Annotated in this window: 18 protein-coding genes; 14 read left to right on the forward strand and 4 right to left on the reverse strand. The window is 71.9% G+C overall.

What is annotated here, in order from left to right; genetic code table 11:
• Entirely contained in the window at positions 1–2,145 is a 2,145-nt protein-coding gene (locus WMF27_RS17265) for a peptide ABC transporter substrate-binding protein (RefSeq protein WP_437944297.1), read from the forward strand.
• On the forward strand, positions 2,142–4,550 hold the full coding sequence (locus WMF27_RS17270) for a glycoside hydrolase family 31 protein (RefSeq protein WP_437767781.1): 2,409 nt from the start codon (positions 2,142–2,144) through the stop codon (positions 4,548–4,550). The genes WMF27_RS17265 and WMF27_RS17270 overlap by 4 nt, the downstream gene beginning before the upstream one ends.
• A 27-nt stretch (positions 4,551–4,577) precedes the next feature.
• Here WMF27_RS17270 and WMF27_RS17275 read toward each other — a convergent pair whose 3' ends face one another.
• Positions 4,578–5,477, reverse strand: a complete 900-nt coding sequence (locus WMF27_RS17275; RefSeq protein ID WP_437767780.1) for a LysR family transcriptional regulator — start codon at positions 5,475–5,477, stop codon at positions 4,578–4,580.
• Between the two features lie 49 nt (positions 5,478–5,526).
• On the opposite strand from WMF27_RS17275, the gene WMF27_RS17280 reads away from it, so the two are divergent.
• Complete coding sequence (locus WMF27_RS17280; RefSeq protein WP_437767779.1) at positions 5,527–6,243, forward strand: SDR family oxidoreductase; 717 nt, start codon at positions 5,527–5,529, stop codon at positions 6,241–6,243.
• A gap of 264 nt (positions 6,244–6,507) precedes the next feature.
• The gene (locus WMF27_RS17285; protein ID WP_437767778.1) at positions 6,508–7,446 is read left to right on the forward strand and encodes a fibro-slime domain-containing protein; all 939 of its coding nucleotides are present in this window, start codon (positions 6,508–6,510) and stop codon (positions 7,444–7,446) included.
• A 208-nt stretch (positions 7,447–7,654) separates the two neighbouring features.
• Here the strand turns inward: WMF27_RS17285 and WMF27_RS17290 are convergent, their stop codons facing one another.
• Complete coding sequence (locus WMF27_RS17290; RefSeq protein ID WP_437553661.1) at positions 7,655–8,059, reverse strand: hypothetical protein; 405 nt, start codon at positions 8,057–8,059, stop codon at positions 7,655–7,657.
• Between the two features lie 304 nt (positions 8,060–8,363).
• Here WMF27_RS17290 and WMF27_RS17295 point away from each other — a divergent pair, with 304 nt between their 5' ends.
• Positions 8,364–9,197 (forward strand): class I SAM-dependent methyltransferase, encoded by an 834-nt coding sequence (locus tag WMF27_RS17295; protein ID WP_437944298.1) that lies wholly within the window; start codon positions 8,364–8,366, stop codon positions 9,195–9,197.
• Positions 9,198–9,203: 6 nt separating this feature from the next.
• Here the strand turns inward: WMF27_RS17295 and WMF27_RS17300 are convergent, their stop codons facing one another.
• Positions 9,204–10,715, reverse strand: a complete 1,512-nt coding sequence (locus WMF27_RS17300) for a GH1 family beta-glucosidase (RefSeq protein WP_437944299.1) — start codon at positions 10,713–10,715, stop codon at positions 9,204–9,206.
• Between the two features lie 120 nt (positions 10,716–10,835).
• Between WMF27_RS17300 and WMF27_RS17305 the strand changes: the two genes are divergently transcribed.
• The 9 genes from WMF27_RS17305 (at position 10,836) to WMF27_RS17345 (ending at position 19,484) form a co-directional block, all read left to right on the forward strand.
• The gene (locus WMF27_RS17305) at positions 10,836–11,804 is read left to right on the forward strand and encodes a quinone oxidoreductase family protein (protein ID WP_437944300.1); all 969 of its coding nucleotides are present in this window, start codon (positions 10,836–10,838) and stop codon (positions 11,802–11,804) included.
• A gap of 200 nt (positions 11,805–12,004) precedes the next feature.
• Positions 12,005–12,364 carry a glutaredoxin gene (locus tag WMF27_RS17310; RefSeq protein ID WP_437767774.1) on the forward strand — a complete coding sequence of 120 codons (360 nt, stop codon included), beginning with the start codon at positions 12,005–12,007 and terminating at the stop codon, positions 12,362–12,364.
• Positions 12,365–12,636: 272 nt separating this feature from the next.
• The gene (locus WMF27_RS17315) at positions 12,637–13,557 is read left to right on the forward strand and encodes an ABC transporter permease (protein WP_437767773.1); all 921 of its coding nucleotides are present in this window, start codon (positions 12,637–12,639) and stop codon (positions 13,555–13,557) included.
• Positions 13,558–13,559: 2 nt separating this feature from the next.
• The gene (locus WMF27_RS17320; protein ID WP_437767772.1) at positions 13,560–14,612 is read left to right on the forward strand and encodes an ABC transporter permease; all 1,053 of its coding nucleotides are present in this window, start codon (positions 13,560–13,562) and stop codon (positions 14,610–14,612) included.
• A 51-nt stretch (positions 14,613–14,663) separates the two neighbouring features.
• Positions 14,664–15,677, forward strand: coding sequence for an ABC transporter ATP-binding protein (locus WMF27_RS17325; protein ID WP_437767771.1), 1,014 nt, complete (start codon positions 14,664–14,666; stop codon positions 15,675–15,677).
• Positions 15,674–16,690, forward strand: coding sequence for an ABC transporter ATP-binding protein (locus tag WMF27_RS17330; RefSeq protein WP_437767770.1), 1,017 nt, complete (start codon positions 15,674–15,676; stop codon positions 16,688–16,690). The genes WMF27_RS17325 and WMF27_RS17330 overlap by 4 nt, the downstream gene beginning before the upstream one ends.
• Positions 16,691–16,815: 125 nt before the next feature.
• A complete protein-coding gene (locus WMF27_RS17335; RefSeq protein WP_437767769.1) occupies positions 16,816–18,186 on the forward strand; it encodes a hypothetical protein in 1,371 nt (456 codons plus the stop codon).
• 123 nt (positions 18,187–18,309) lie between these two features.
• Complete coding sequence (locus WMF27_RS17340; RefSeq protein ID WP_437767768.1) at positions 18,310–18,657, forward strand: BolA family protein; 348 nt, start codon at positions 18,310–18,312, stop codon at positions 18,655–18,657.
• A 14-nt stretch (positions 18,658–18,671) separates the two neighbouring features.
• Positions 18,672–19,484, forward strand: coding sequence for a metallophosphoesterase family protein (locus WMF27_RS17345; RefSeq protein ID WP_437767767.1), 813 nt, complete (start codon positions 18,672–18,674; stop codon positions 19,482–19,484).
• Between the two features lie 34 nt (positions 19,485–19,518).
• Here WMF27_RS17345 and WMF27_RS17350 read toward each other — a convergent pair whose 3' ends face one another.
• Positions 19,519–19,899 carry a CBS domain-containing protein gene (locus WMF27_RS17350; RefSeq protein ID WP_437767766.1) on the reverse strand — a complete coding sequence of 127 codons (381 nt, stop codon included), beginning with the start codon at positions 19,897–19,899 and terminating at the stop codon, positions 19,519–19,521.
• Positions 19,900–20,207: the final 308 nt, after the last annotated feature.

The following is a 20,207-nucleotide window of genomic DNA, read 5'->3' on the forward strand; positions in this document are numbered from 1 at the left end:
GTGGACTCCGTGAGCATCACGCTGCTCCACCAGATGTTCGAGGGGCTGACCAGCTACGCGCCCGGCGATCTCCACGCGGCGCAGGGGGTCGCGGCGCGCTGGGAGCGGAGCGACGACAACCGGTTCTTCCGGTTCCACCTGCGGCCGGAGGCGCGCTGGTCGGACGGCAAGCCGGTGACGGCGCCCGACTTCGAGTACGCATGGAAGCGCGTGCTGCGCCCGTCGACGGCCTCGCTCGCCGCGACGAACCTGCACATCCTCAAGAACGGCGAGCTCTTCAACCTCGGAAAGCTCAAGGCGCTGCGCGAGGGCGCGACGCTGCGCCGCGCGCCTCGGCCCGACGCGCCGCCCGCGCTCGATCTGCCCGGAGGAGCGTTCGTCGTCGTGCTCGGCCAGTCGCCCGCCCGGGTGACGTCGGCGGTGGCGCCCCTGCCGGCCCCGCCCACCGGGGTGACCTCGGTGACCTACGCCGAGCCCGACGAGGCGACCGGCGCCGGCGAGCGGCTCTCGTTCGACGCGGCCGGCGCGGCCCCGCCGCCCGCGCCGCGCGACGCCACCCCGGGCGGCGGGTGGCGGGGCGCCGAGGTCGCGCTCCTCGCGGCCGGGCCGCCGGTCGCCTGCAATGGCGCGGCCGACCGCTGGTTCGAGATCGAGGGGCCGGCGGGCCGCGGCTTCCTCCCGGGCTGCCTGCTCGCGCCCGTGGAGGCCGCCGCGTACGCGCTGGTCGCGCCCCACGCGAGCCTCCCGACGTACGACCCCGCCGCGGCCAAAGGCGCTCGCGCCGCGCCGCCTTCCGGCTCCGGCGGGGCGACCGGGTTCGTCGCCACGTCGTCGCTCGTGGAGGACGACACCGCCGTGGGCGTGCGGGCCCGCGACGACCTGACCCTCGACGTCGAGCTCGAGCAGCCGGCGCCGTACTTCACCGATCTCACGAGCTTCGTCACCCTCTTCCCGGTGCGCCGCGACGTCGTCGAGCCGTTCGAGGCGCGCGGCGAGCCGGAGCTCTGGTTTCGCCCCGAGAACATGGTGGTCAACGGGCCCTATCGGCTCGACGAGTGGAAGTTCCGGTACGAGATCACGATGAACCGGAACCCGGCGTACTGGGGCCACGACGCGCTCAGGATCCACCGGATCGTCTGGATGGAGATCGCCCAGTACAACGCCACCCTGCAGCTCTACAAGGCGGGGGACATCGACTACCTGGGAGACAACTGCGAGCTCCCGTACGACCACCGCGGCTGGCTGTCCGGGAAGAAGGATCTCCGGCGCAGCGAGTTCCTCTCCACGGTGTATTACGAGCTCAACACGAGGAAGCCGCCGGTCGACGATCCGCGCGTCCGGTGGGCGCTGAACCTCGCGATCGACAAGCGGGAGCTCGTCGAGAAGATCACGCGGGTCGGGAAGCCGGCGACCCACTACGTGCCCGACATCACCGGATCCGGCTACGCCGAGCAGGCGGCGGAGGACAGGGCGCGCGGCGTGGATCCGTTCTCGAGCCCCGAGGTCGGCCACGACCCGGCGCGCGCCCGCGCGCTGCTCGCCGAGGCCGGGTACGAGGTCGCCCGCGAGGGAGACGAGCTGCGGGCGAAGGGGTTTCCGCCGCTCGAGATCCTCTACAACACGGGGGAGGGGCACGCGCAGGTCGCCGTGGCCATCCAGGACATGTGGAAGCGCCACCTCGGGGTCTCCGCGACGCTGCGGAGCGAGGAGTGGCGGGTGATGCTCAAGGACCTCCGCGACGGCAACTTCCAGGTGATCCGGCTCGGCTGGCTGGCCGACTACAACCATCCACAGACGTGGCTCGGGACGTTCCTGTCGCAGAGCCCCCAGAACCGGACCGGCTGGGCAGACGCGGAGTTCGACGAGGCGGTCGGCGAGGCGGCCGCGACGGCCGATCCCAGGGACAGCATCCGGCGCTTCCGGGCGGCCGAGCGGCGGGCGCTCGACGGGATGAGCAGGATACCGCTCTACTTCGAGGAGAAGCCGACGCTCGTGAAGCCGTGGGTGAGGGGGTTCATCCCCAACGCGCGGAACACGCAGCTCATCAAATGGCTCTGGATCGACCCGGACTGGCAGAAGGGGCCGGCCGGAGCGCCGCCGCCCGTGCTGGAGTTGCCGCCGCCGGGGCGGCTCGGGGGGCCATGACGGGCGCGCGCAGCCTCCTCACCGACGCCTCGATCGGCGCGACGCACGTGCTCCTCTGGGGCGCCCGCGCCGCGGTCGAGATCCGCTGTCCAGGCCCCGGCGTGCTGCGCGTGCGCCACGCCCCCTCGTCCGCGGTGACCAGCTTCACGCACCCCGAGCAGCCGCCCAAACACTCCTTCGCCGTGGTGGCAGACGGCGCGCTGCCGCTCTCCGCGCGCCGCGAGGGGGACACGCTCCACGTGAGCGCCGAGGGCGCCTCTCTCGAGGTCTCGCTCGCGTCGGGCACATGGGCCTTCAGCGACGCCGCGGGCCGCGCCCTCGCGCGCAGCGAGGCCGTCTCGGGGCAGGTCCGGCCGGCGTTCCCCGTGGACGAGCTCCGCTCCAGGCTCTCGCTCGCGGCGCCGCCGGGCGAGGCCTACCTCGGGTTCGGCGAGAAGGTCGGCCCGCTCGACAAGCGCGGCCTGCGATTCACCTTCTGGAACACCGACGCTTTCCCGCCGCACGTGGAGTCCGACCCGCTCTACGCCTCGATTCCTTTCTTCATCGCCCTCCGCGGCGGGGTGGCCTGGGGCCTCTTCCTCGACGAGCCGTGGCGCTCGGAGGTCGATATCGCCCTGAACGACCCGACCCGCATCGAATGGGAGTCGCGGGGCCCCGAGCTCGACGTCTACCTCCTGGCCGGCCCGCACCCGGCCGACGTCCTCCGGCGCTACGCCGCGCTCACCGGTCGCCCGGCCATGCCGCCCCTCTGGAGCCTCGGGGCGCACCAGTCGCGCTGGGGCTACGAGACCGAGGACGACGTGCGCGGCGTCGTCCGCGGCTACCGATCGCGCGGCCTCCCCCTCGACGTGGTCCACCTCGATATCGATTACATGGATGCTTATCGGGTCTGGACCTGGGACCGCTCGCGCTTCCCCGACCCGGCGCGGCTCGCGCGCGAGCTCGCGGCCGAGGGCGTCAAGCTGGTGACGATCGTCGACCCGGGGATCAAGGCCGACGAGGGATATGCCGTCTACGACGAGGCGAGGGCGCGAGACTACCTCGTCCGGCTGCCTCGCGGCGGCCCCCTCGTGGGAGAGGTATGGCCCGACCCGGCGGTCTTTCCCGATCTCACGCGCGAGGAGGTGCAGCGCTGGTGGGGTGATCTGCAGAAGCCGTTCGTCGACGCGGGCATCGCCGGCATCTGGAACGACATGAACGAGCCGGCGTGCTTCTCCGTCCGCCCCGACAGGGGCCTGCCGGCGCCGAGCGGCGGGCGCGCCGCGGGCCTCGGCGCCATCGAGGGCAGCACGCTCCCCGACGACGCGCGCCACGGCGCCCGGCGCCACCTCGAGGTCCACAACGTCTATGGACTCGGCATGTCGCGGGCCGCCCACGAGGGCCTCGCGCGCCACGCGCCGGAGCGGCGCCCCTTCGTGCTGACGCGCGCGGCCTTCGCCGGCATCCAGCGGTACGCCGCGGTGTGGACCGGCGACTTCGCCAGCAATTTCACGCACCTGGAAGCGTCCATCCCGATGCTGGTCGGCCTCGGCCTCTCGGGCGTGCCGTTCGTGGGCGCGGACATCCCGGGCTTCACGGGGCGCGCGAACGGCGAGCTGCTCGTGCGCTGGATGCAGGCGGGGCTGTTCTATCCGCTGATGCGCAACCACGCGGCGAGGGGCAGACCGGCGCAGGAGCCCTGGCGCTTCGGCGAGCCGTACCTCGGCCTCGCGCGCGCGGCGCTCGAGCGGCGCTACCGGCTCCTGCCGGCCCTGTACACGCTCATGCACGAGGCGGCGGAGACGGGGATACCCGTCCTGCGGCCGCTGTCCTTCGCGGCGCCGGGCGACCCCGAGGCGCTCCACGCGTTCGATCAGCTCCTGTTCGGCGGCGATCTGCTCGTGGCGCCGGTGGTGCGGCCAGGGCAGTCGAAGCGGCTGGTGTACCTGCCCGCCGGCGCATGGCTGGACTTCGCGAACCTGGAGCGCGCGGGGAGCGTGGAGCAGGGCGGGCGCCACGTGATCGCCGATGCGCCGCTCGGGGTGGTCCCCGTGTGGCTGCGCGCCGGGGGCGCGGTGGCGCTCACCGCGCCTCGAATGCACACGACGAGCGCGAGCTGGGAGGAGATCACATGGCACGTCCACGCGGCGGAGCGCGTGAGCGGCCGCCTCTATGAGGACGAGGGCGACGGCCACGGCGCGTCGCGCGTCACCCGGATCGAGGGCGGCCTCGACGGCGCCACGTTCGCGCTCGAGCGCAGCGCGACGGGCGATCTGCCCCTCGCGCGCGAGGTGGAGACGATCCGCGTCCACGGCGTGCCGGCGCCGCGCTCCGTGGTCGGGGCCAGGTCGCACCGCGCGATCGACGGGGGCGTCGAGATCGAGGTCGCGGCCGACTGGCTGCGGATCGAGCTCCAGGTGCCCTGATCGCGGCGGCGCCGCGCGCCGTGGCGGTCAGCGGTGCTTCATCACCCAGTCGATCGCCAGCCGCACCCGCGTGGAGAGCAGCTTCCGCGACGGGTACACCGCGAAGAGCTCGCGGGGCTCGACCGTGCGCCCCGTGATCGTGAGCTCGACGAGCGCCTTGCCCTGCTGCTCGATCACCTCGCGGGGCGCGCAGACCACGCCGAGCCCCTGCGCCGCGGCGGCGATCGCCACCCGCGGGTCGTTCACGCAGAACTGCGCGCGCGGCCGGACCTGCTCGACGGAGCCGTCCCGCCGGCGAAGGCGCCACGCAGCGCCCGGGTGGCTCAGGACCGCGGGCACCGACCCGAGCGACGCGCGCGCGAGCCGCGAGCGGCCCTCGAGCGCGTCCTTCACGAGGCGCGGCGACGCGGCCAGCGCGTACGGGAGCGACCACATCCGCCGCGCCACGAGGTCGGCGTCCTGAACGGGCCCCGCGCGGAAGGCGAGGTCGATGCCCTCCTCGACCAGGGGGACGACCGCGTTCGTGAGCGTGAGCTCCAGCGACAGGCGCGGGTGCCGGGCGGCGAAGGAGAACAGCGCTGGCGCGATCCGCTGCGCGCCCGTCATCACGGGCGCCGTCACCCGGAGCCTGCCCGCGGGCTCGTCCTCCCTATCTGCGGCCCTGTCGAGCACCGAGCCGAGCTCGTCGAGCAGCGGCCCGGCGCGCTCGATCAGCCGCGCGCCCTCGCCGGTGAGGCCGACCCGGCGTGAGGTGCGCTGGAGCAGCCGCACCCCCAGCGCCTCCTCCAGCTGCGCCACCCGGCGGCTCACGGTGCTCGTGGGCACCCCCGTGCGCCGCGCCGCCTCCACGAAGCTCAGGTGGTGAGCGACGGCCGCGAAGAGCCGCACGTCCTCGAGGGAGATCGTCCCGCTCATGGGATGGATCATGCCACAGCATCCCATGGTTTGCTAGAGGCGCGCGCGCTACGCCTCGCTCATGCACCTTGAAGATCAGCATGTGGTCGTCATCGGTGGCTCGTCGGGCATCGGCCTCGGCGTGGCCAGGGCCTGCCTCGAGCGCGGCGCGTCTCTGACCGTCGTGAGCCGCTCGCGCGAGCGCCTCGCGCGCGCCTCGGCCGAGCTCGGGGAGCCGCGCCGGGTGCGCACCTTCGCGGCCGACGCGACGCAGGAGGCCGAGGTGCGGAGTCTGTTCAACGAGCATCCGCCGGCGCGCCATGTGGTGGTGACGGCGGTGGAGGGGCATTACCAGCCGATTCGCGCGCTGGACATCGCCGCGGCGCGCCGCGTGATCGACTCGAAGCTCGTCGCGGCCCTCCACGTCGCCAAGCACGCGCGGATCGAGCCGGGCGGCTCGCTCACGTTCACGGCCGGGATCGCGGCCGAGCGGCCGGGGCCCGGCGGGGCGGTCGTGGCCGCGGTGAACGGCGCGCTCATGGCGCTCGTGCGCGCCCTGGCCGTGGAGCTCGCGCCGGTGCGCGTGAACGCGCTGTCGCCGGGCTGGGTCGACACGCCGGTCTGGGACTCCCTCGCGGGCGGCGCCAAGCAGGAGCGCTTCGAGCAGCACGCGCGCCGCCTCCCGGTCGGGCGCGTCGGCGCGCCCGCGGACATCGCCCACGCCGCGCTCTTCCTCATGGGAAACGGGTTCACCACCGGCGAGGTGCTGCGCGTCGACGGGGGACACCGCCTCGTCTGAGCCTGAGCCCCCCGGGGAGGTGGCCGGATTCGACAGGTGCGCAACGCGAAACCGGGACCGGGGAAGGCAAGCGCGGGAGGCGCGGGAAGCACGAAAAGCGCGGGAGACGCGGGAGGCGCGGGGGAGAGCCATGGCCACCGCCCGTTCCATCGAACAAGGCATGTTCCCCGAGCTTGCCGCAACGCTTCACCACGCGATCGCCATGAGACGTGGTTGACAAAAGCCGCGAAATATGGTTGTGCTACTGCTCCCTAGGAGTGCACCATGTACCCTCGTTCTTTCTTTCTTCTGACGTTCGCAGCCATGGCCCTGGCGTGCTCTTCGGCGCCCGACGAGAGCAGCGGCCCCACCTCCGGATCCGGCGGCAGCAGCGGGACGCCCGCGAGCAGCAGCGGGACGCCGACGAGCGGCGTTAGCAGCTCGACCGGCGACGACTTCGGGACCATCACGGGGGGCAACGTGACTGCCGGCGGCGGAGGCGGCGGCGGCGGCGATTGCAAGAGCGTCCTCGACGTCACCTATCGCGACTTCAAGGAGACGCACCCCGACTTCGAGATGGCCAGCTTCAGGGGCGACGAACCCCGTCGCCAGCTCATCGAGCCGACGCTCGACGGCGATCGGAAGCCGGTGTTCCTCGACTCGGTAGGCTGCTTCGCGCAGCTGCCGGCCCCGCTCGGCTGCAGGGACGGGGTCGGCAGCCAGAAGACCATCACGAGCGAGGAAAGCTTCAACCAGTGGTACCGGGACGTGCCGGGCGTGAACATGACGTTCCCCAAGGAGCTCGCGCTCCAGGAGTCGCCGCCCGGATCGGGGCAATACGTGTTCGACAGCGCGGATTTCTTCCCGCTGGCGCCGGAGGAGGGGTTCGGGATCACCCCGCCCAACAACGGCAAGAGACAGAACTTCCTCTTCACCACCGAGATCCACCTGATGTTCGGCTACGTCGCCGGTCAGAAGTTCACCTTCCGGGGCGACGACGACATCTGGATCTTCATCAACGGCAAGCTCGCGCTCGACCTCGGCAGCATGCACGGGCCCGCGGAGAGCGTCATCGACTTCGATGCCCAGGCCCAGGATCTCGGCATCTTCCCGGGCAACAGCTACGCGATGGACATCTTCCACGCGGAGCGGCACACCGACGGGTCGAACTTCCGCATCGAGACCAACATTTCCTGCTTCGTGCCCGTCGACATCCCCCTGTGAGGCATCCGGGCTCGCGCCGCGCCCTCCCGCAGGCCTGAGCCCGGCATCCGACCGCTCCCACCCGCCCCAGGTACAAGCGTCGCAGAGCGGCGGTCACCCGCACAGGAGACGGGTCCAGATCGGCGTTTTCGGCGCGGAAGCGCACTCCTGTGCGCTGAGCACCGAAAACGTCGAGATGGGCCCGTATCCGAAGCGGGTGACCGCCGCTCTAGACGTCGAGCGCGATGTTGTTGGGGTTGGCGGCGTCGATCTTGACCGGCACGACCAGGCCCGGCTGCACGCGCGGGATCGCCATCTGATGGATGACCGCGAGGATGGCCGCGCGGTACGGCGGCGCGTTCGGGCGATACACCTCGAGGTCGACACGGCACTGCGGCTGGTAGTTGATCATCGTGCCGGTGGGCTGGACGACGAGCACGCGGGCCTGCGCGGGCAGGCCCGTCATGCGGAGGTTGGCCGCCGCCGTCTGGGCCTGGATCATCTCGTTCGCGCCCGCGAGCATCTTGTTCGCGTTCTTCATCATGGGCAGAAAGACGGTGACGAACACCACGGCCATGACGCCCAGCACGACGAGGGTGATCACGATTCCTAAGAGGGGACCGGCGATCGACATGGGAGCCTCCACACGACTGCGTTGACGGGCCGGCGGTCGGCGGAGCGTGGGGGAAGGACCCCGAGCTGCGCGTCGCGCCGGCGAGGGAGCGACCGATGCCACGGGGCTCCTCCGCGATCACCAGGGGAGCACGAAAGGGCGCCAGCGACAATCCTGCGGAGCGCGCCGCCCTCGCCGTGGCCTGGCCGCGGGAGAGGTGCGGCGATCGAAAAAGAGGCCAGATCCACCGAAAGCGCCGCCAGTGACGCGCTCCTGGGACGGTGACAGGCTCCTCTCCCATGATCGATGAAGAGAGGATTGGCCGATGACCAACCGCGTTGAACCACTCAACTTCAGCGACGAAGCGCGCTGGACCGCCCTGGCGGCGAGCTACGAGCGCTGGGCCGAGCCGTTGACGTCGGGCTTCGCGCGCGCGGCGCTGTCGCTCGCGGGCGGGATCGGGCACGGCGAGCGCGTGCTCGACGTCGCCGCAGGGACGGGCGCCCTGACCTTGGCCGCGGCCGAGGCGGGCGCGCGCGTGCTCGCGACAGATATCTCGCGCGGCATGGCGGCGCGCCTGCGCGAGCGACTGCAGCCCTTCGCAGGGAGCGAGGCCCGGGTGATGGACGGGCAGGCGCTGGAGGTCGAGGACGCGACCTTCGACGTGAGCTGCTCCGTGTTCGGCGTCATGATGTTTCCCGACTGGCGCCGCGGCATGGCCGAGCTCGTCCGCGCGACCCGGCCCGGGGGCCGGATCATCGTGGCGACCTGGTCGAGCCCGGAGGGGGCGGGCCCGGGGCCGCTCTTCGTGGAGGCTTATCGCCGCACCTTCCCGGACGCGCCGATCCATCCGCCGCCCCAGGGCATGACGGTGCTGTGCTCGCCGGAGGGCCTGAAGGCCGAGATGCTCGGGGCCGGGTGCGGCGAGGTCGCCGTGCACGCGGTCGACGGCGCATGGGGCGGCGCTTCGGTGGACCAGCTCATGGCGGATCTCGGCGAGATCCTGCGCTTCATGCCCCTCTACGTCGCGCTGGACGGCGATGGGCACGCTCGGCTACGCGGCCCGCTGCGCGCCGTCATCGAGCCCTTCGCCGAACCAGGCGGGGCCGTGCGTGTCCCGGTGACGGCGAACATCGCGATCGGCCGCAAACCCGGCTGACCAAGATCAGCCGGTCACGTTGTCCCACGCGACGGCCGTCGGCCCGAGGAGCGAGCGCCCGCCGGTCGCGATGACCTCTCGGTACCAGGAGAACGAGTCCTTCGGGATCCGTCGCTGCGTCGCGTAATCGACGTAGACCAGCCCGAAGCGATCCTTGTAGCCCTCGGCCCACTCGAAGTTGTCGAGGAGCGACCAGGCCCAGTACCCGACGACCGGGACGCCCTCCTGGACCGCCCGCGCCAGGCCGAGCAGGTACCGGTGCATGACGTCGATGCGCTTCGGGTCGTGGACCTTGCCGTCGAGGAAGACCTGGTCCCGCGTCGCCAGGCCGTGCTCGGTGATCCCGATGGGCAGCTTGTACCGCTCCCAGAAGTACCTCGATCCCCAGTAGAGCGTGCTGGGGACGATCTGCAGCCAGTCGAGCGTCCCGCGCGGGTAGCCCGGCGGGGAGACGACGCGCTCCGGCCTGCCGTCCTTGCCCTGCCGCCACGTGCCCGCCGAGTACATGTTGAGCCCGAGGTAGTCGATCGGCCGCTTGATCTGGTCGAAGTCGCTGGCGGGGAACTCGGGCATGTCGTCGCCGAAGAGCTGGAGGCCGCTCTCCGGATACCGCCCCTCGAGCACCGGACAGATCCACCAGGCGTTGTTCCACGGGTGCTTGTCATAGACCGAGAAGATCGCCTCGCGCGCCGCCTCGATGTCCGCCGGATCCTCGGTCGCCGGGCGCTGCACCTGGGTGGCGAGCACGTAGCCGATCTTCGCCGCCGTGGCCGCGGCGCGCAGGGCGTCCACCTGCTTGCCGTGCGCCCGCATCTGGTTGTGGGCGGCGGTCAGGTACTCCCGGTAGGGGAGCTTGAGCCCGGGGGCGAAGACCCCGTTGAGGAGCGCGTTGCCGATGAACGCCTGTGGCTCGTTCTGCGTCACCCACCAGGGCACGCGATCGCCGAGCCGCCGGGCGACGACGGTCGTGTAGTCCGCGAACCAGTCGGCGACGTCGCGCTGGAGGAACCCGCCGCGATCCTGGAGCGCCTGGGGGAAGTCCCAGTGGAAGAGCGTGCACATGGGCACGATGCCGGCGCGGAGGAGCTCGTCGACGAGGCGATCGTAGAAGTCGAGCCCCTTCGGGTTGACCTTGCCGGTGCCGTCCGGGAGGACCCGCGTCCACGAGACGCTGAAGCGGTAGCTCTTGACCCCGAGCTCGGCGAGCAGCCCGACATCCTCCTTGTAACGGTGGTAGTGGTCGCAGGCGACGTCTCCGGTGTGCCCTTCGAAGACCTTCCCGGGGGTCTTCGAGAAGACGTCCCACACGGAGGGCGTCCGCCCATCCTCGCTGGCGGCGCCTTCGATCTGGTAGGCCGCGGTGGCCGTGCCCCACAGGAAGTCCGCGGGAAACGGCGCGACCGTCGCGTCTGCTCGGCCTAGGCCGGCCGAGGCGGCGGTCACAGGCGGGGGCGCGGACGAGGGCGACGCGGGAGAGGCGTTGCTCGCGGAGAGCGACTCGGAAGGATGGAGAGCCATGGAGGCATCATCCACGGCGTGCGCGGGACAGCAATGGGTTCGATGCGCGTCGGCTTCGATGCGGGTCGATGATCGCGCCGGTGGCTTGACGGCCCAGCGCGCCTCGACAACATGGGCGGCATGCTCGCGATCCGACCGAAAGCCGCAGGCGGCCCCGAGGTGATGACGCTGGAGGAGCTCCCCACGCCCGCGCCGGGCCCGGGGGAAGCCGTGGTCCGCGTCGAGGCCGCCGGCGTGAACTTCATCGACATCTACCAGCGGAGCGGCCAGTACAAGCTCGAGCCGCCCATCCCGCTCGGCCTCGAGGGCGCGGGGCGCGTCGAGGCGGTGGGCCCGTCCGTCACCGAGGTGAGGGAAGGGGACGAGGTCGCGTGGACCGGCGGCCCCGGCTCGTACGCGACGCACGTCCGGATCCCGGCCGCGAAGCTCGTCCCCGTGCCCGCGGGCGTCGGCGCGAGGCGCGCCGCGGCCGCGATGCTCCAGGGCATCACGGCGCAGTACCTCGTGCGCTCCACGTTCCCGCTCGGCCCCGGCCACACGTGCCTCATCCACGCGGCCGCGGGCGGGGTCGGCCTGCTCCTGTGCCAGATGGCGAAGCGGCTCGGCGCGCGCGTGATCGGCACCGTCTCGACCGAGGAGAAGGCGCGCCTCGCGCGAGGCGCCGGCGCCGACGAGGTGATCCTGTACACGAAGGCCGATTTCGAGGCCGAGGCGCGCCGGCTCACGGGCGGCGCCGGCGTCCACGTCGTCTACGACGGCGTCGGGAGCGACACGTTCGTGAAGGGCCTGGGCGCGCTCCGCCTGCGCGGCACGATGGTGCTCTTCGGCCAGTCGAGCGGCCCGGTGCCGTCGTTCGACCCGCAGATCCTGAACCAGAAGGGGTCGCTCTACCTCACGCGGCCGAGCCTCGGCCACTACACCGCGACGCGCGAGGAGCTGCTCGAGCGCGCCGCCGACGTGCTCGGCGCGATCGCGCGCGGCGAGCTCACGATCTCGATCGGCGCCACGTACCCCCTCGCCGAGGCCGCGGAGGCGCACCGCGCGCTCGCCGGGCGGGCGACGACGGGGAAGGTGCTGCTCATCCCGTAGCGGACGGAACCATCGCACGGAGGCGCGATTCGAGGCGCGGAGGAGCTGGGGAGTTCGGCCCCGCTGCGGGAGCTCCGTGTCTCTCTGGCTCTCTCTCAGGCGCGCGGCCGTGCGCTGTACGCGAGCGGTCGCCGGCCGATCCGGCCGTTGCCCGTGTCGTCTTCGGGCCGGTACGCTCCCGGCGCGGAGGTGCTCATTCCATGGCCGAACGTCCCACGCTTGCTCCCGAGAAACTCTCGGACACGGTGAAGTCGCAGATCGCCGGATTTCATCGGTCCATCGTCGACGAGGTCGCGGCGGCGGTGGGGCGCGACCGGGTGGTCGTCGTCGGGATGGCCCAGAATCCCTTCGTGAAGAAGGCGCGCCAGCTGCTCGACGGAGAGAGCGTGAAATATACCTACCTGGAGTACGGGAGTTACCTCTCCAGGTGGAAGGAGCGGCTCGCAATCAAGCTCTGGGCCGGCTTTCCGACGTTCCCGATGGTGTTCGTCGGCGGGGTCCTCGAAGGCGGCTACGCGGAGCTCGTGAAGCTCCGCGATCAGGGCAAGCTCAAGGGGTAGCCGCGAACAGGCGCGGATGAACGCGGGACATAGCGCGCAGGCCGCCTCGGCCGCGGCGTTTCGCGCGGCGCGACGTGCCGCGCGAAACGCCGCGGTCGACCGGCGGTTCCGTGATATGCGGGAGGTCGCGGCGCGCGCTCGCGGCGATCGCGGCGGTCGCCGCGCTGAAGGAAGGCAGCACGGAGGCACCTCGTGACATCGCTCGGGATCCACGGAAGGCGGCGGGATGACGAGGCGAACGGCGCGGCCCGACGGCCGGGAGGCGGCGCGCCGTGAGCTCCTACGCCATCAAGCGGCTGCTCTCCATCATCCCCACGCTCTTCCTCGTCGCCACCCTGGTGTTCGTCCTGGTGCGCATCGTGCCGGGCGGCCCGTTCGACCAGGAGCGGGCCGTGCCCGTCGAGGTCCAGCGGCAGCTCGACGCCAAGTACCACCTGAACGATCCGGTGCTGAAGCAGTATGGCGACTGGCTCCTTGCGCTCGTCACCCGAGGCGACCTGGGCCCGACGTTCAAGTACCCGAACCGCACCGTCAACGAGATCATCGCGCTCAGCCTGCCCGTGTCGATGCAGCTCGGGTGCTGGGCGATGCTCTTCGCCCTCGCGACGGGCATCCCGCTCGGCATCATCGGCGCCATCCGCCAGAACACCTGGAAGGACACGGCGGCCATGGGGGTCGCCATGGTCGGCCTCAGCGTGCCGCGGTACGTGCTCGCCCCGCTGCTCATGCTCGTCTTCTCGCTCAAGCTCTACTGGTTCCCGGTGGCGCGCTGGGAGACGTGGCGGCACATGGTGCTGCCGGTCATCTGCGCCGGGCTCCCGGTCGCGGCCTACATCGCCCGGCTTACGCGCGGCGGGATGCTCGAGGTGATCCGCTCGGACTTCATCCGCACCGCCCGCGCCAAGGGGCTCTCCGAGCGCAAGGTCGTCCTGAAGCACGCGCTCCGGGGCGGGCTGCTCCCGGTCGTGAGCTTCCTCGGCCCCGGCTTCAGCGGCCTGCTCGTCGGCTCCCTCGTCGTCGAGAAGATCTTCAACATCCCCGGCATGGGCCGTTACTTCGTCGAGGCGGCCACGAACCGCGACTACAACCTCGTGATGGGGGTCATGCTCGTCTACGGCTTCCTGCTCATGGTCTTCAACGCGATCGTCGACGTGGCGTACGCCTTCATCGACCCGCGGGTGGAGCTGCGCTGACCATGCTCCACGCCGCCCTCCCGCAGCCCGCCGCCCCCGGCGATCCGCCCGCCGCCCCTGGCGGCGCGGGCGGCGCGGCGCCGAGCCCGGCCGGCCCGCTGCGGCTCGACGCGCTGGAGCAGGGCTCGAGCCTCGGCCGCGACGCGTGGCGGCGGCTCCGGAAGAACCGCGCCGCGGTCGCCTGCGGCGTCGTGCTCATCGCGATGATCCTCGCCTGCGTCCTCGTCCCCGAGCTGTCGAGCTACCGGTACGACAAGGCGGATCTCAAGCTCGGCGCGCAGCCCCCGTCGCTCGCCCACTGGATGGGCACCGACTACTTCGGCCGCGACCTGATGGCCCGCGTCTTCTTCGGCGGGCGCATCTCGTTCGCCGTCGGCATCGTCGCGACGCTCGTGAGCTTCGTCATCGGCGTGAGCTGGGGCGGGATCGCCGGGTACTTCGGCGGCAAGGTCGACGCGATCATGATGCGCATCGTGGACGTGCTCTACACGTTCCCGTTCCTCATCCTCGTCATCCTGCTGATGGTCTTCTTCGCGAACGACCAGACGGTCCTCTACCGCGCCTGGAAGGTCGCGCTCGGCCTCTTCGTCAAGGAGCCGTCGGACCCGAGCTACTTCCCCATCTTCCAGATCGTCGTCGTCTTCGCGGCCCTCGGCGGCATCTCCTGGCTCACCATGGCCCGCATCGTCCGCGGCCAGGTCATCGCGCTGCGCGGCCAGCCGTTCATCGAGTCGGCGCGCTCGATCGGCGTCGGGCACGCCGCGCTGATCTTCCGGCACCTCGTGCCGAACGCGGTCGGCCCGATCATCGTCTACACGACGCTCACCATCCCCGAGGTGATGATGACCGAGGCGTTCCTGAGCTTCCTCGGCCTCGGCACGCAGGAGCCGCTGTCGAGCTGGGGCCTGCTCGCGTCCACCGGCGCCGACGCGATGGACCTCTTCCCCTGGCAGCTCATCTTCCCGGCGCTGATGCTCGCGCTCACGCTGATCTGCTTCAACTTCCTCGGCGACGGGCTCCGCGACGCCCTGGATCCTCGCATCCGAAAGGACTGAAGGGCGCCGCGCTCCATCTCCGGGACGCGCGCCGGCACGGACCATGCAACCATGCTGATCGAGGTCAAGAACCTGAAGACCCACTTCTTCACCGAGGAGGGGGTGGTCCGCGCGGTCGATGGCATCTCCTTCAGCCTCGATCGCGGCGAGGTCCTCGGCATCGTCGGCGAGTCCGGCTCGGGCAAGAGCGTGACGAGCCTCTCCCTCCTGCGGCTCATCCCCGACCCGCCGGGCAGGATCGTCGGCGGCCAGATCCTGCTCGAGTCCGAGGGCGGCGTCGTCGAGGACCTCGTGGAGGTGAGCGAGGCGCGGATGGAGCGCGTCCGCGGCGACCGGATCGCGATGATCTTCCAGGACCCGATGACGTCGCTGAACCCTTACCTCCGGGTGAGCGAGCAGCTCATCGAGGTGCTGGAGCTCCACCGCGGCATGGGCCGCGCCGAGGCGCGCCGGCGCAGCGTCGAGATGCTGCAGGCGGTCGGGATCCCCGCGGCGGCGTCGCGGATCGACGACCACCCGCACCAGCTCTCGGGCGGGATGCGGCAGCGCGTGATGATCGCGATGGCGCTCCTGTGCGACCCCGATCTGCTGATCGCCGACGAGCCGACGACGGCGCTCGACGTCACGATCCAGGCGCAGATCCTGGACCTGATCGGGGAGCGGAAGGAGGCGCTCGGCGCGGCCGTCCTCCTCATCACGCACGACCTCGGCGTCGTGGCGAAGATGGCCGATCGCGTCGCGGTCATGTACGCCGGGCGCATCGTCGAGGAGGGCCCCGTCGGCGCCATCTTCCACGCCGCCCGGCACCCGTACACCATCGGCCTGTCGCGCTCGATCCCGCGGCTCGACGACGCGCGCGGCGGGGACCTGGTGCCCATCCCCGGGATGCCGCCCTCGCTCGCGCGCCTGCCGCCGGGCTGCCCGTTCCACCCGCGCTGCGCGCACGCGATCGCGGCGTGCCGGGAGGAGGCGCCGCCGCCGCGCGTCGTCTCGGGCGAGGGCAACAGGAAGGCGCTGCACGTCGTGCGGTGCCACGTCGAGGACGTCGCAGGACGAGCGCCATGACCACCGCTGCAACCCCCCCGCCGCTGCTCTCGGTGCGCGATCTCAAGGTCCACTTCCCGGTGCGTCGCGGCCTGCTCCAGCGGCAGGTCGGCACGGTGCGCGCGGTCGACGGCGTCTCGTTCGACGTCGGCCGCGGCGCGACGCTCGGCCTCGTCGGCGAGTCCGGCTGCGGCAAGTCGACGACGGGCCGGGGCATCCTCCGCCTCGTCCCGCCCACGTCGGGGAGCGTGAAGATCGACGGCCAGGAGATCCTGACGCTCGATCCGCGCGCGCTGCGGAAGGCGCGCCGCGAGATGCAGATGATCTTCCAGGACCCGTACGCGAGCCTGAACCCGCGCATGACGGTCCACGACCTCATCGCCGAGCCGCTCTCCACCCACGGCCTCGTCTCGTCGCGCGACGAGGCGCTCCGCGAGGTGGCGCGCCTCATGGAGCTCGTGGGGCTCTCGCCCTCGTACATGCGTCGCTATCCGCACGAGTTCTCCGGCGGCCAGCGGCAGAGGATCGGCATCGCCCGCGCGCTCGCCCTGAAGCCGAAGCTCGTGATCGCGGACGAGCCGGTCAGCGCGCTCGACGTGAGCATCCAGGCCCAGATCGTCAACCTGCTCGCGTCGCTCCAGCGCGAGCTCTCGCTCACGTACGTGTTCGTCGCGCACGACCTCGCCGTGGTACGCCACCTGTCAAGCGAGATCGCGGTGATGTACCTCGGCCGGATCGTGGAGCGCGCTCGCCCGGACGAGCTCTTCCGTTCACCGCAACATCCGTACACGCAGGCCTTGCTGTCGGCGATCCCGATCCCGGATCCCGACGTCGAGCGCACGCGCCGCCGGCTGCCCCTCGTCGGCGAAGTACCGAGTCCGCTGAACCCGCCGTCAGGGTGCCATTTTCACACACGCTGTCCGTATACGATGGACCGGTGCAGCGCCGAGGCCCCTCCGCTGGAGGAGCGTCGCCCTGGGCACTGGGCCGCCTGCCATCTCACCGAGCTGCCCACGTCACCTACGCATCCGTGATGTGATCCGGCGGCGCGCAGTACCCCACATCGGCTGAGCCCGTTGTCCAGACATGACGTGGAATGTCCGATGACAGGATTTTCCTGACCTCTGCGTGCAGTAGCGGGGTTAGGATCCTGGGACCGATGCCGCGAATCTCTGACGCCACGCTTCGCGCCCAGATCCCGACGGCCCTTCTCATCGGCGGCGATCAGGCGTTGCTCCAGCGCTGCCAGACGGCGGCGATGGATGTGGGGATCATCGTCAAGGCGTGCCCGGTATCGATGGCCGCCGCGCTCGCGGAGGAGCGTCGGCCGGTGGTCATCGTGGTCACGTCGTCGACTTATGCGCTCGCTCCCGAGGCGTTCGAGGAGATCGCGCGCGACGTGGTCAGCACGCTCGTGCGGGTCGACGAGGCGATGGTGGCAGACGAGCTCGGGGCGTTGCTGGCCACGGCGGCGCGCGAGAGCCGCAAGCAGCGCTCGCGGCAGCAGACGCCCGGTCGCTACTCGATGATGCCGGCGGACGAGAGCGCGTCGGTGCCGCGGTCGGAGCGCTTGACCATCGGGGTGATGAAGCCGGACCCGGCGTCCCGGCGCGACCCCGAGGCGACGCCGCTGCCGCGCTCGGGGCCGCGCAGCGCGGGCGCGCAGGAGCCGCGAAGCGCGGGCGCGCAGGAGCTCGCGTACCGCGAGCGCGTGGCGGCTGCCGTGGCTGCGCAGCGGCCGGAGCGCTCACGCGCGGAGGCGCCGGGGGAGGCGGCGCACCGCCCGCGCGAGGCGCCGGTGCCGCAGCGCCTGGGGGTCATGGTGGGGCCGCCCTCGTCGCGGGCGCGCCGTGAGCTGCCCGCTCCGACGCCGCTCCCGCCGCCGCCGGCCGCTGGCCCGGCGGTTGCGCGCCGGGACGCGTCCAGGCCGGCGCAGGCATCGCCGGCGGCTGGAGCGTACGTGCGGCGGGATACGCCGCTGGCCGGCTCGCATCCGGTCGAGGCATACGCGCGGCGGGATACGCCGGTGGCCGGCTCGCAGCAAGCCGGGGCGTACGCGCGTCGGGATGCGCCGGCCGCGACGTCTGCACGGCGAGAGACGTCGGCGCCGCTGTCGCAACAGGCCGTTCCGCGCTCGCGGCAGCAGGGCGGGGTGGTTCCACGTCGGGACACGCCGGCGTCGCATGCGCTTCCGCGGCAGGTGCCTCCGTCGCCTGCCGCGCAGCGCGACGCGCAGCCGTGGGAGCAGCGCGACGCGCAGCCGTGGGAGGAGAGCATCGGCCTGCAGCCGGGCGCGGCACCCTCGCAGCGGGGGGTGCTCGCGATGGGCTCGCAGGACGGCGAGGCGCACGGCGGTCATTCCGCGTCGCCGCCGAGCTCCCACCGCGCGCCGCCGAGCTCCCATCGTGCGCCGCCGAGCTCCCACCACCATCAAGCACCGCCGTCCTCTCGAAGAGCGCAGTTCCACGTCGACATCGCGCTCCTGTTCGATGAGCGAGGTCTGCCGCGCGCCGATCCCCAGGCGAAGTGACGCCCGGCCGGGCGCGCCGGGCGGCTCATTCGCTGGTGGGGGCGCCGGGCGATCCCTCTGCGGGCGAGGGGCCGCGCCCCACGGGTGACCGGCGGCGCGGCGGAGGGTAAGCTTCGCGCGGCCATGACGACAGGAACGAAGCAGGAGACGATCCACGGCAAGCTCGTTCGCGCGCTCGATCCCGTGCACATCGAGGTGGAGAACGAGAGCCGCATGCACAGCGTGCCGGTGGGCTCGGAGACCCACTTCAAGGTGCTCGTGGTGAGCGAGGCATTCCGGGGCCTGAGCCCGCTCGATCGCCACCGCCGGGTCAACGAGCTGGTGCGCGAGGAGTTCCGCTCCGGGCTGCACGCCCTGACGATCCGCGCGATGACGCCGGACGAGTGGGAGCGGCAGGGGGGCGCGGACTTCCGCTCTCCCCCGTGCCTGGGCGGCTCCAAGGCGCCGGAGCCCGGCGCCAAGTCGGGCTGAGCGGCGAGGCGCGCATGGAGCTCGTCGTCGCCCTCGTCTCGGACCTGCACTTCGGCCCGGAGGCGTCGTTCGGGGGCAAGCTGCGCAAGCTCACGGGCGAGGCGCCCGAGCTGACCCGCGCCTTCGTGCGGCGGATGAACGAGATCACGCGGCCCGATCTCGTCGTGAACCTGGGCGACGACATCGAGGACGAGGGGCCCGAGGCGGACCGGGAGCGCTACGGCGCCTGCATGGCCGCGCTCGGCGGCCTGAAGGCCGAGCTCTTCCACGTCGCCGGCAACCACGACGTGATCCACCTGAGCGAGGCCGAGCTGCTGTCCGCCTGGGGCAGACCCGAGGCGACGCGGCTCCACTACGCCTTCGACCGCGGCGGCTTCCACTTCACGGTCCTTCACACGCGCGAGCGCAAGGATCACGACATCTCGCTCGGGCCAGAGCAGCTCGCCTGGCTCGGCGAGGACCTCGCGGCGTCCCCGCTGCCCAAGATCGTGCTGATGCACCACAGCGCGGCCGATCAGGATCTCCGGGGCAACCGCTGGTTCGAGGGGAGCCCGCACATCTGCCTCGTGCGCGAGCGGCGCGCGATGCGGAAGATCTTCGAGGAGCACGGCGTGCTCGCCGTCTTCAACGGCCACCTGCACTGGAACCACCTCGACGTGATCCGCGGCATCCCGTACGTGACGCTCCAGAGCCTGATCGAGAACCTCGACGACGACGCGCCGGGCCGCCCCGCCGCGGCGCACGCGGTCGTGCGGCTCGGCCCGAAGCGCATCGTGGTGGAGATCGAGGGCGCGGAGCGGGCGCGGTACCAGTTCGACCGGCGGTAAGGCGCGGAGAGCGCCCGAGCGGAAACTGGATAGGTCAGGCGGAGCTGGGCGGGAGCGGCATCACGGACTCCACGAAATAGCGCAGGATGTCCTGCGGCGTGATGATGCCGACGAGGCGCCCCTCGCGCACCACCGGCAGATGGTGGATCCGGTTCGCGCGCAGCAGGGTCATCACCTCGTCCGTGGGCATGAACTCGTCCACGCAGATGGGCGGGGTGCTCATCACGTCTGCAGCCGTCATGCCCGCGGACTCCTTGCGCAGGAGCACGCCCAGGAGATCCGTCTCGCTGACGAACCCGACGATGTGGTGCCCCTCGTCGATGACCGGCGCGCCGCTCAGGTGATGGTTGGCGAACAGCTGCAACATGTCGATGACCGGCGTGCCCTGCTCCAAAGCGATAACGCGCTCGGTCATCAGATTGCGCGCATGGCCCTTCATGGTCCGGGGCATGTAATGATCAGCACGCAGCGACGTCAAGGGCGCCGATGCACCGCGCCGAGCAGCCCGTCCAGCCGCCGTCCTTCGCCCCAACGCCAACGCCCCCGCCCTCCGTCGCGCGACCGCTGCGGACGGCCGGGGGGCGCAACGCACCGGCCGGCTCGGACGACCTCGGCGCCTCCCTGCCGGCTGCCCCGGCGGCCAGCGGGCTCGCCGGGGGAGCTCAGGGAGTCGACGGCGGGGCCTGGAAGGCGCAGGCCCAGGCCGTCGCCCGCTCGGATGGA

The organism is Sorangium sp. So ce281 (assembly GCF_051527395.1).
Lineage (GTDB): Bacteria > Myxococcota_A > Polyangia > Polyangiales > Polyangiaceae > Sorangium > Sorangium cellulosum_B.

What these genes read in the sequence shown, in the direction of transcription:
- WMF27_RS17325 (WP_437767771.1), top strand. Translation starts at nt 14,664, where the DNA reads ATGCTGATCGAGGTCAAGAACCTGAAGACCCACTTCTTCACCGAGGAG.
- WMF27_RS17320 (WP_437767772.1), top strand. Translation starts at nt 13,560, where the DNA reads ATGCTCCACGCCGCCCTCCCGCAGCCCGCCGCCCCCGGCGATCCGCCC.
- WMF27_RS17290 (WP_437553661.1), bottom strand. Translation starts at nt 8,059, where the DNA reads ATGTCGATCGCCGGTCCCCTCTTAGGAATCGTGATCACCCTCGTCGTG.
- WMF27_RS17285 (WP_437767778.1), top strand. Translation starts at nt 6,508, where the DNA reads ATGTACCCTCGTTCTTTCTTTCTTCTGACGTTCGCAGCCATGGCCCTG.
- WMF27_RS17280 (WP_437767779.1), top strand. Translation starts at nt 5,527, where the DNA reads ATGCACCTTGAAGATCAGCATGTGGTCGTCATCGGTGGCTCGTCGGGC.
- WMF27_RS17350 (WP_437767766.1), bottom strand. Translation starts at nt 19,899, where the DNA reads ATGACCGAGCGCGTTATCGCTTTGGAGCAGGGCACGCCGGTCATCGAC.
- WMF27_RS17345 (WP_437767767.1), top strand. Translation starts at nt 18,672, where the DNA reads ATGGAGCTCGTCGTCGCCCTCGTCTCGGACCTGCACTTCGGCCCGGAG.
- WMF27_RS17270 (WP_437767781.1), top strand. Translation starts at nt 2,142, where the DNA reads ATGACGGGCGCGCGCAGCCTCCTCACCGACGCCTCGATCGGCGCGACG.
- WMF27_RS17310 (WP_437767774.1), top strand. Translation starts at nt 12,005, where the DNA reads ATGGCCGAACGTCCCACGCTTGCTCCCGAGAAACTCTCGGACACGGTG.
- WMF27_RS17275 (WP_437767780.1), bottom strand. Translation starts at nt 5,477, where the DNA reads ATGATCCATCCCATGAGCGGGACGATCTCCCTCGAGGACGTGCGGCTC.
- WMF27_RS17330 (WP_437767770.1), top strand. Translation starts at nt 15,674, where the DNA reads ATGACCACCGCTGCAACCCCCCCGCCGCTGCTCTCGGTGCGCGATCTC.
- WMF27_RS17300 (WP_437944299.1), bottom strand. Translation starts at nt 10,715, where the DNA reads ATGGCTCTCCATCCTTCCGAGTCGCTCTCCGCGAGCAACGCCTCTCCC.
- WMF27_RS17305 (WP_437944300.1), top strand. Translation starts at nt 10,836, where the DNA reads ATGCTCGCGATCCGACCGAAAGCCGCAGGCGGCCCCGAGGTGATGACG.
- WMF27_RS17335 (WP_437767769.1), top strand. Translation starts at nt 16,816, where the DNA reads ATGCCGCGAATCTCTGACGCCACGCTTCGCGCCCAGATCCCGACGGCC.
- WMF27_RS17295 (WP_437944298.1), top strand. Translation starts at nt 8,364, where the DNA reads ATGACCAACCGCGTTGAACCACTCAACTTCAGCGACGAAGCGCGCTGG.
- WMF27_RS17340 (WP_437767768.1), top strand. Translation starts at nt 18,310, where the DNA reads ATGACGACAGGAACGAAGCAGGAGACGATCCACGGCAAGCTCGTTCGC.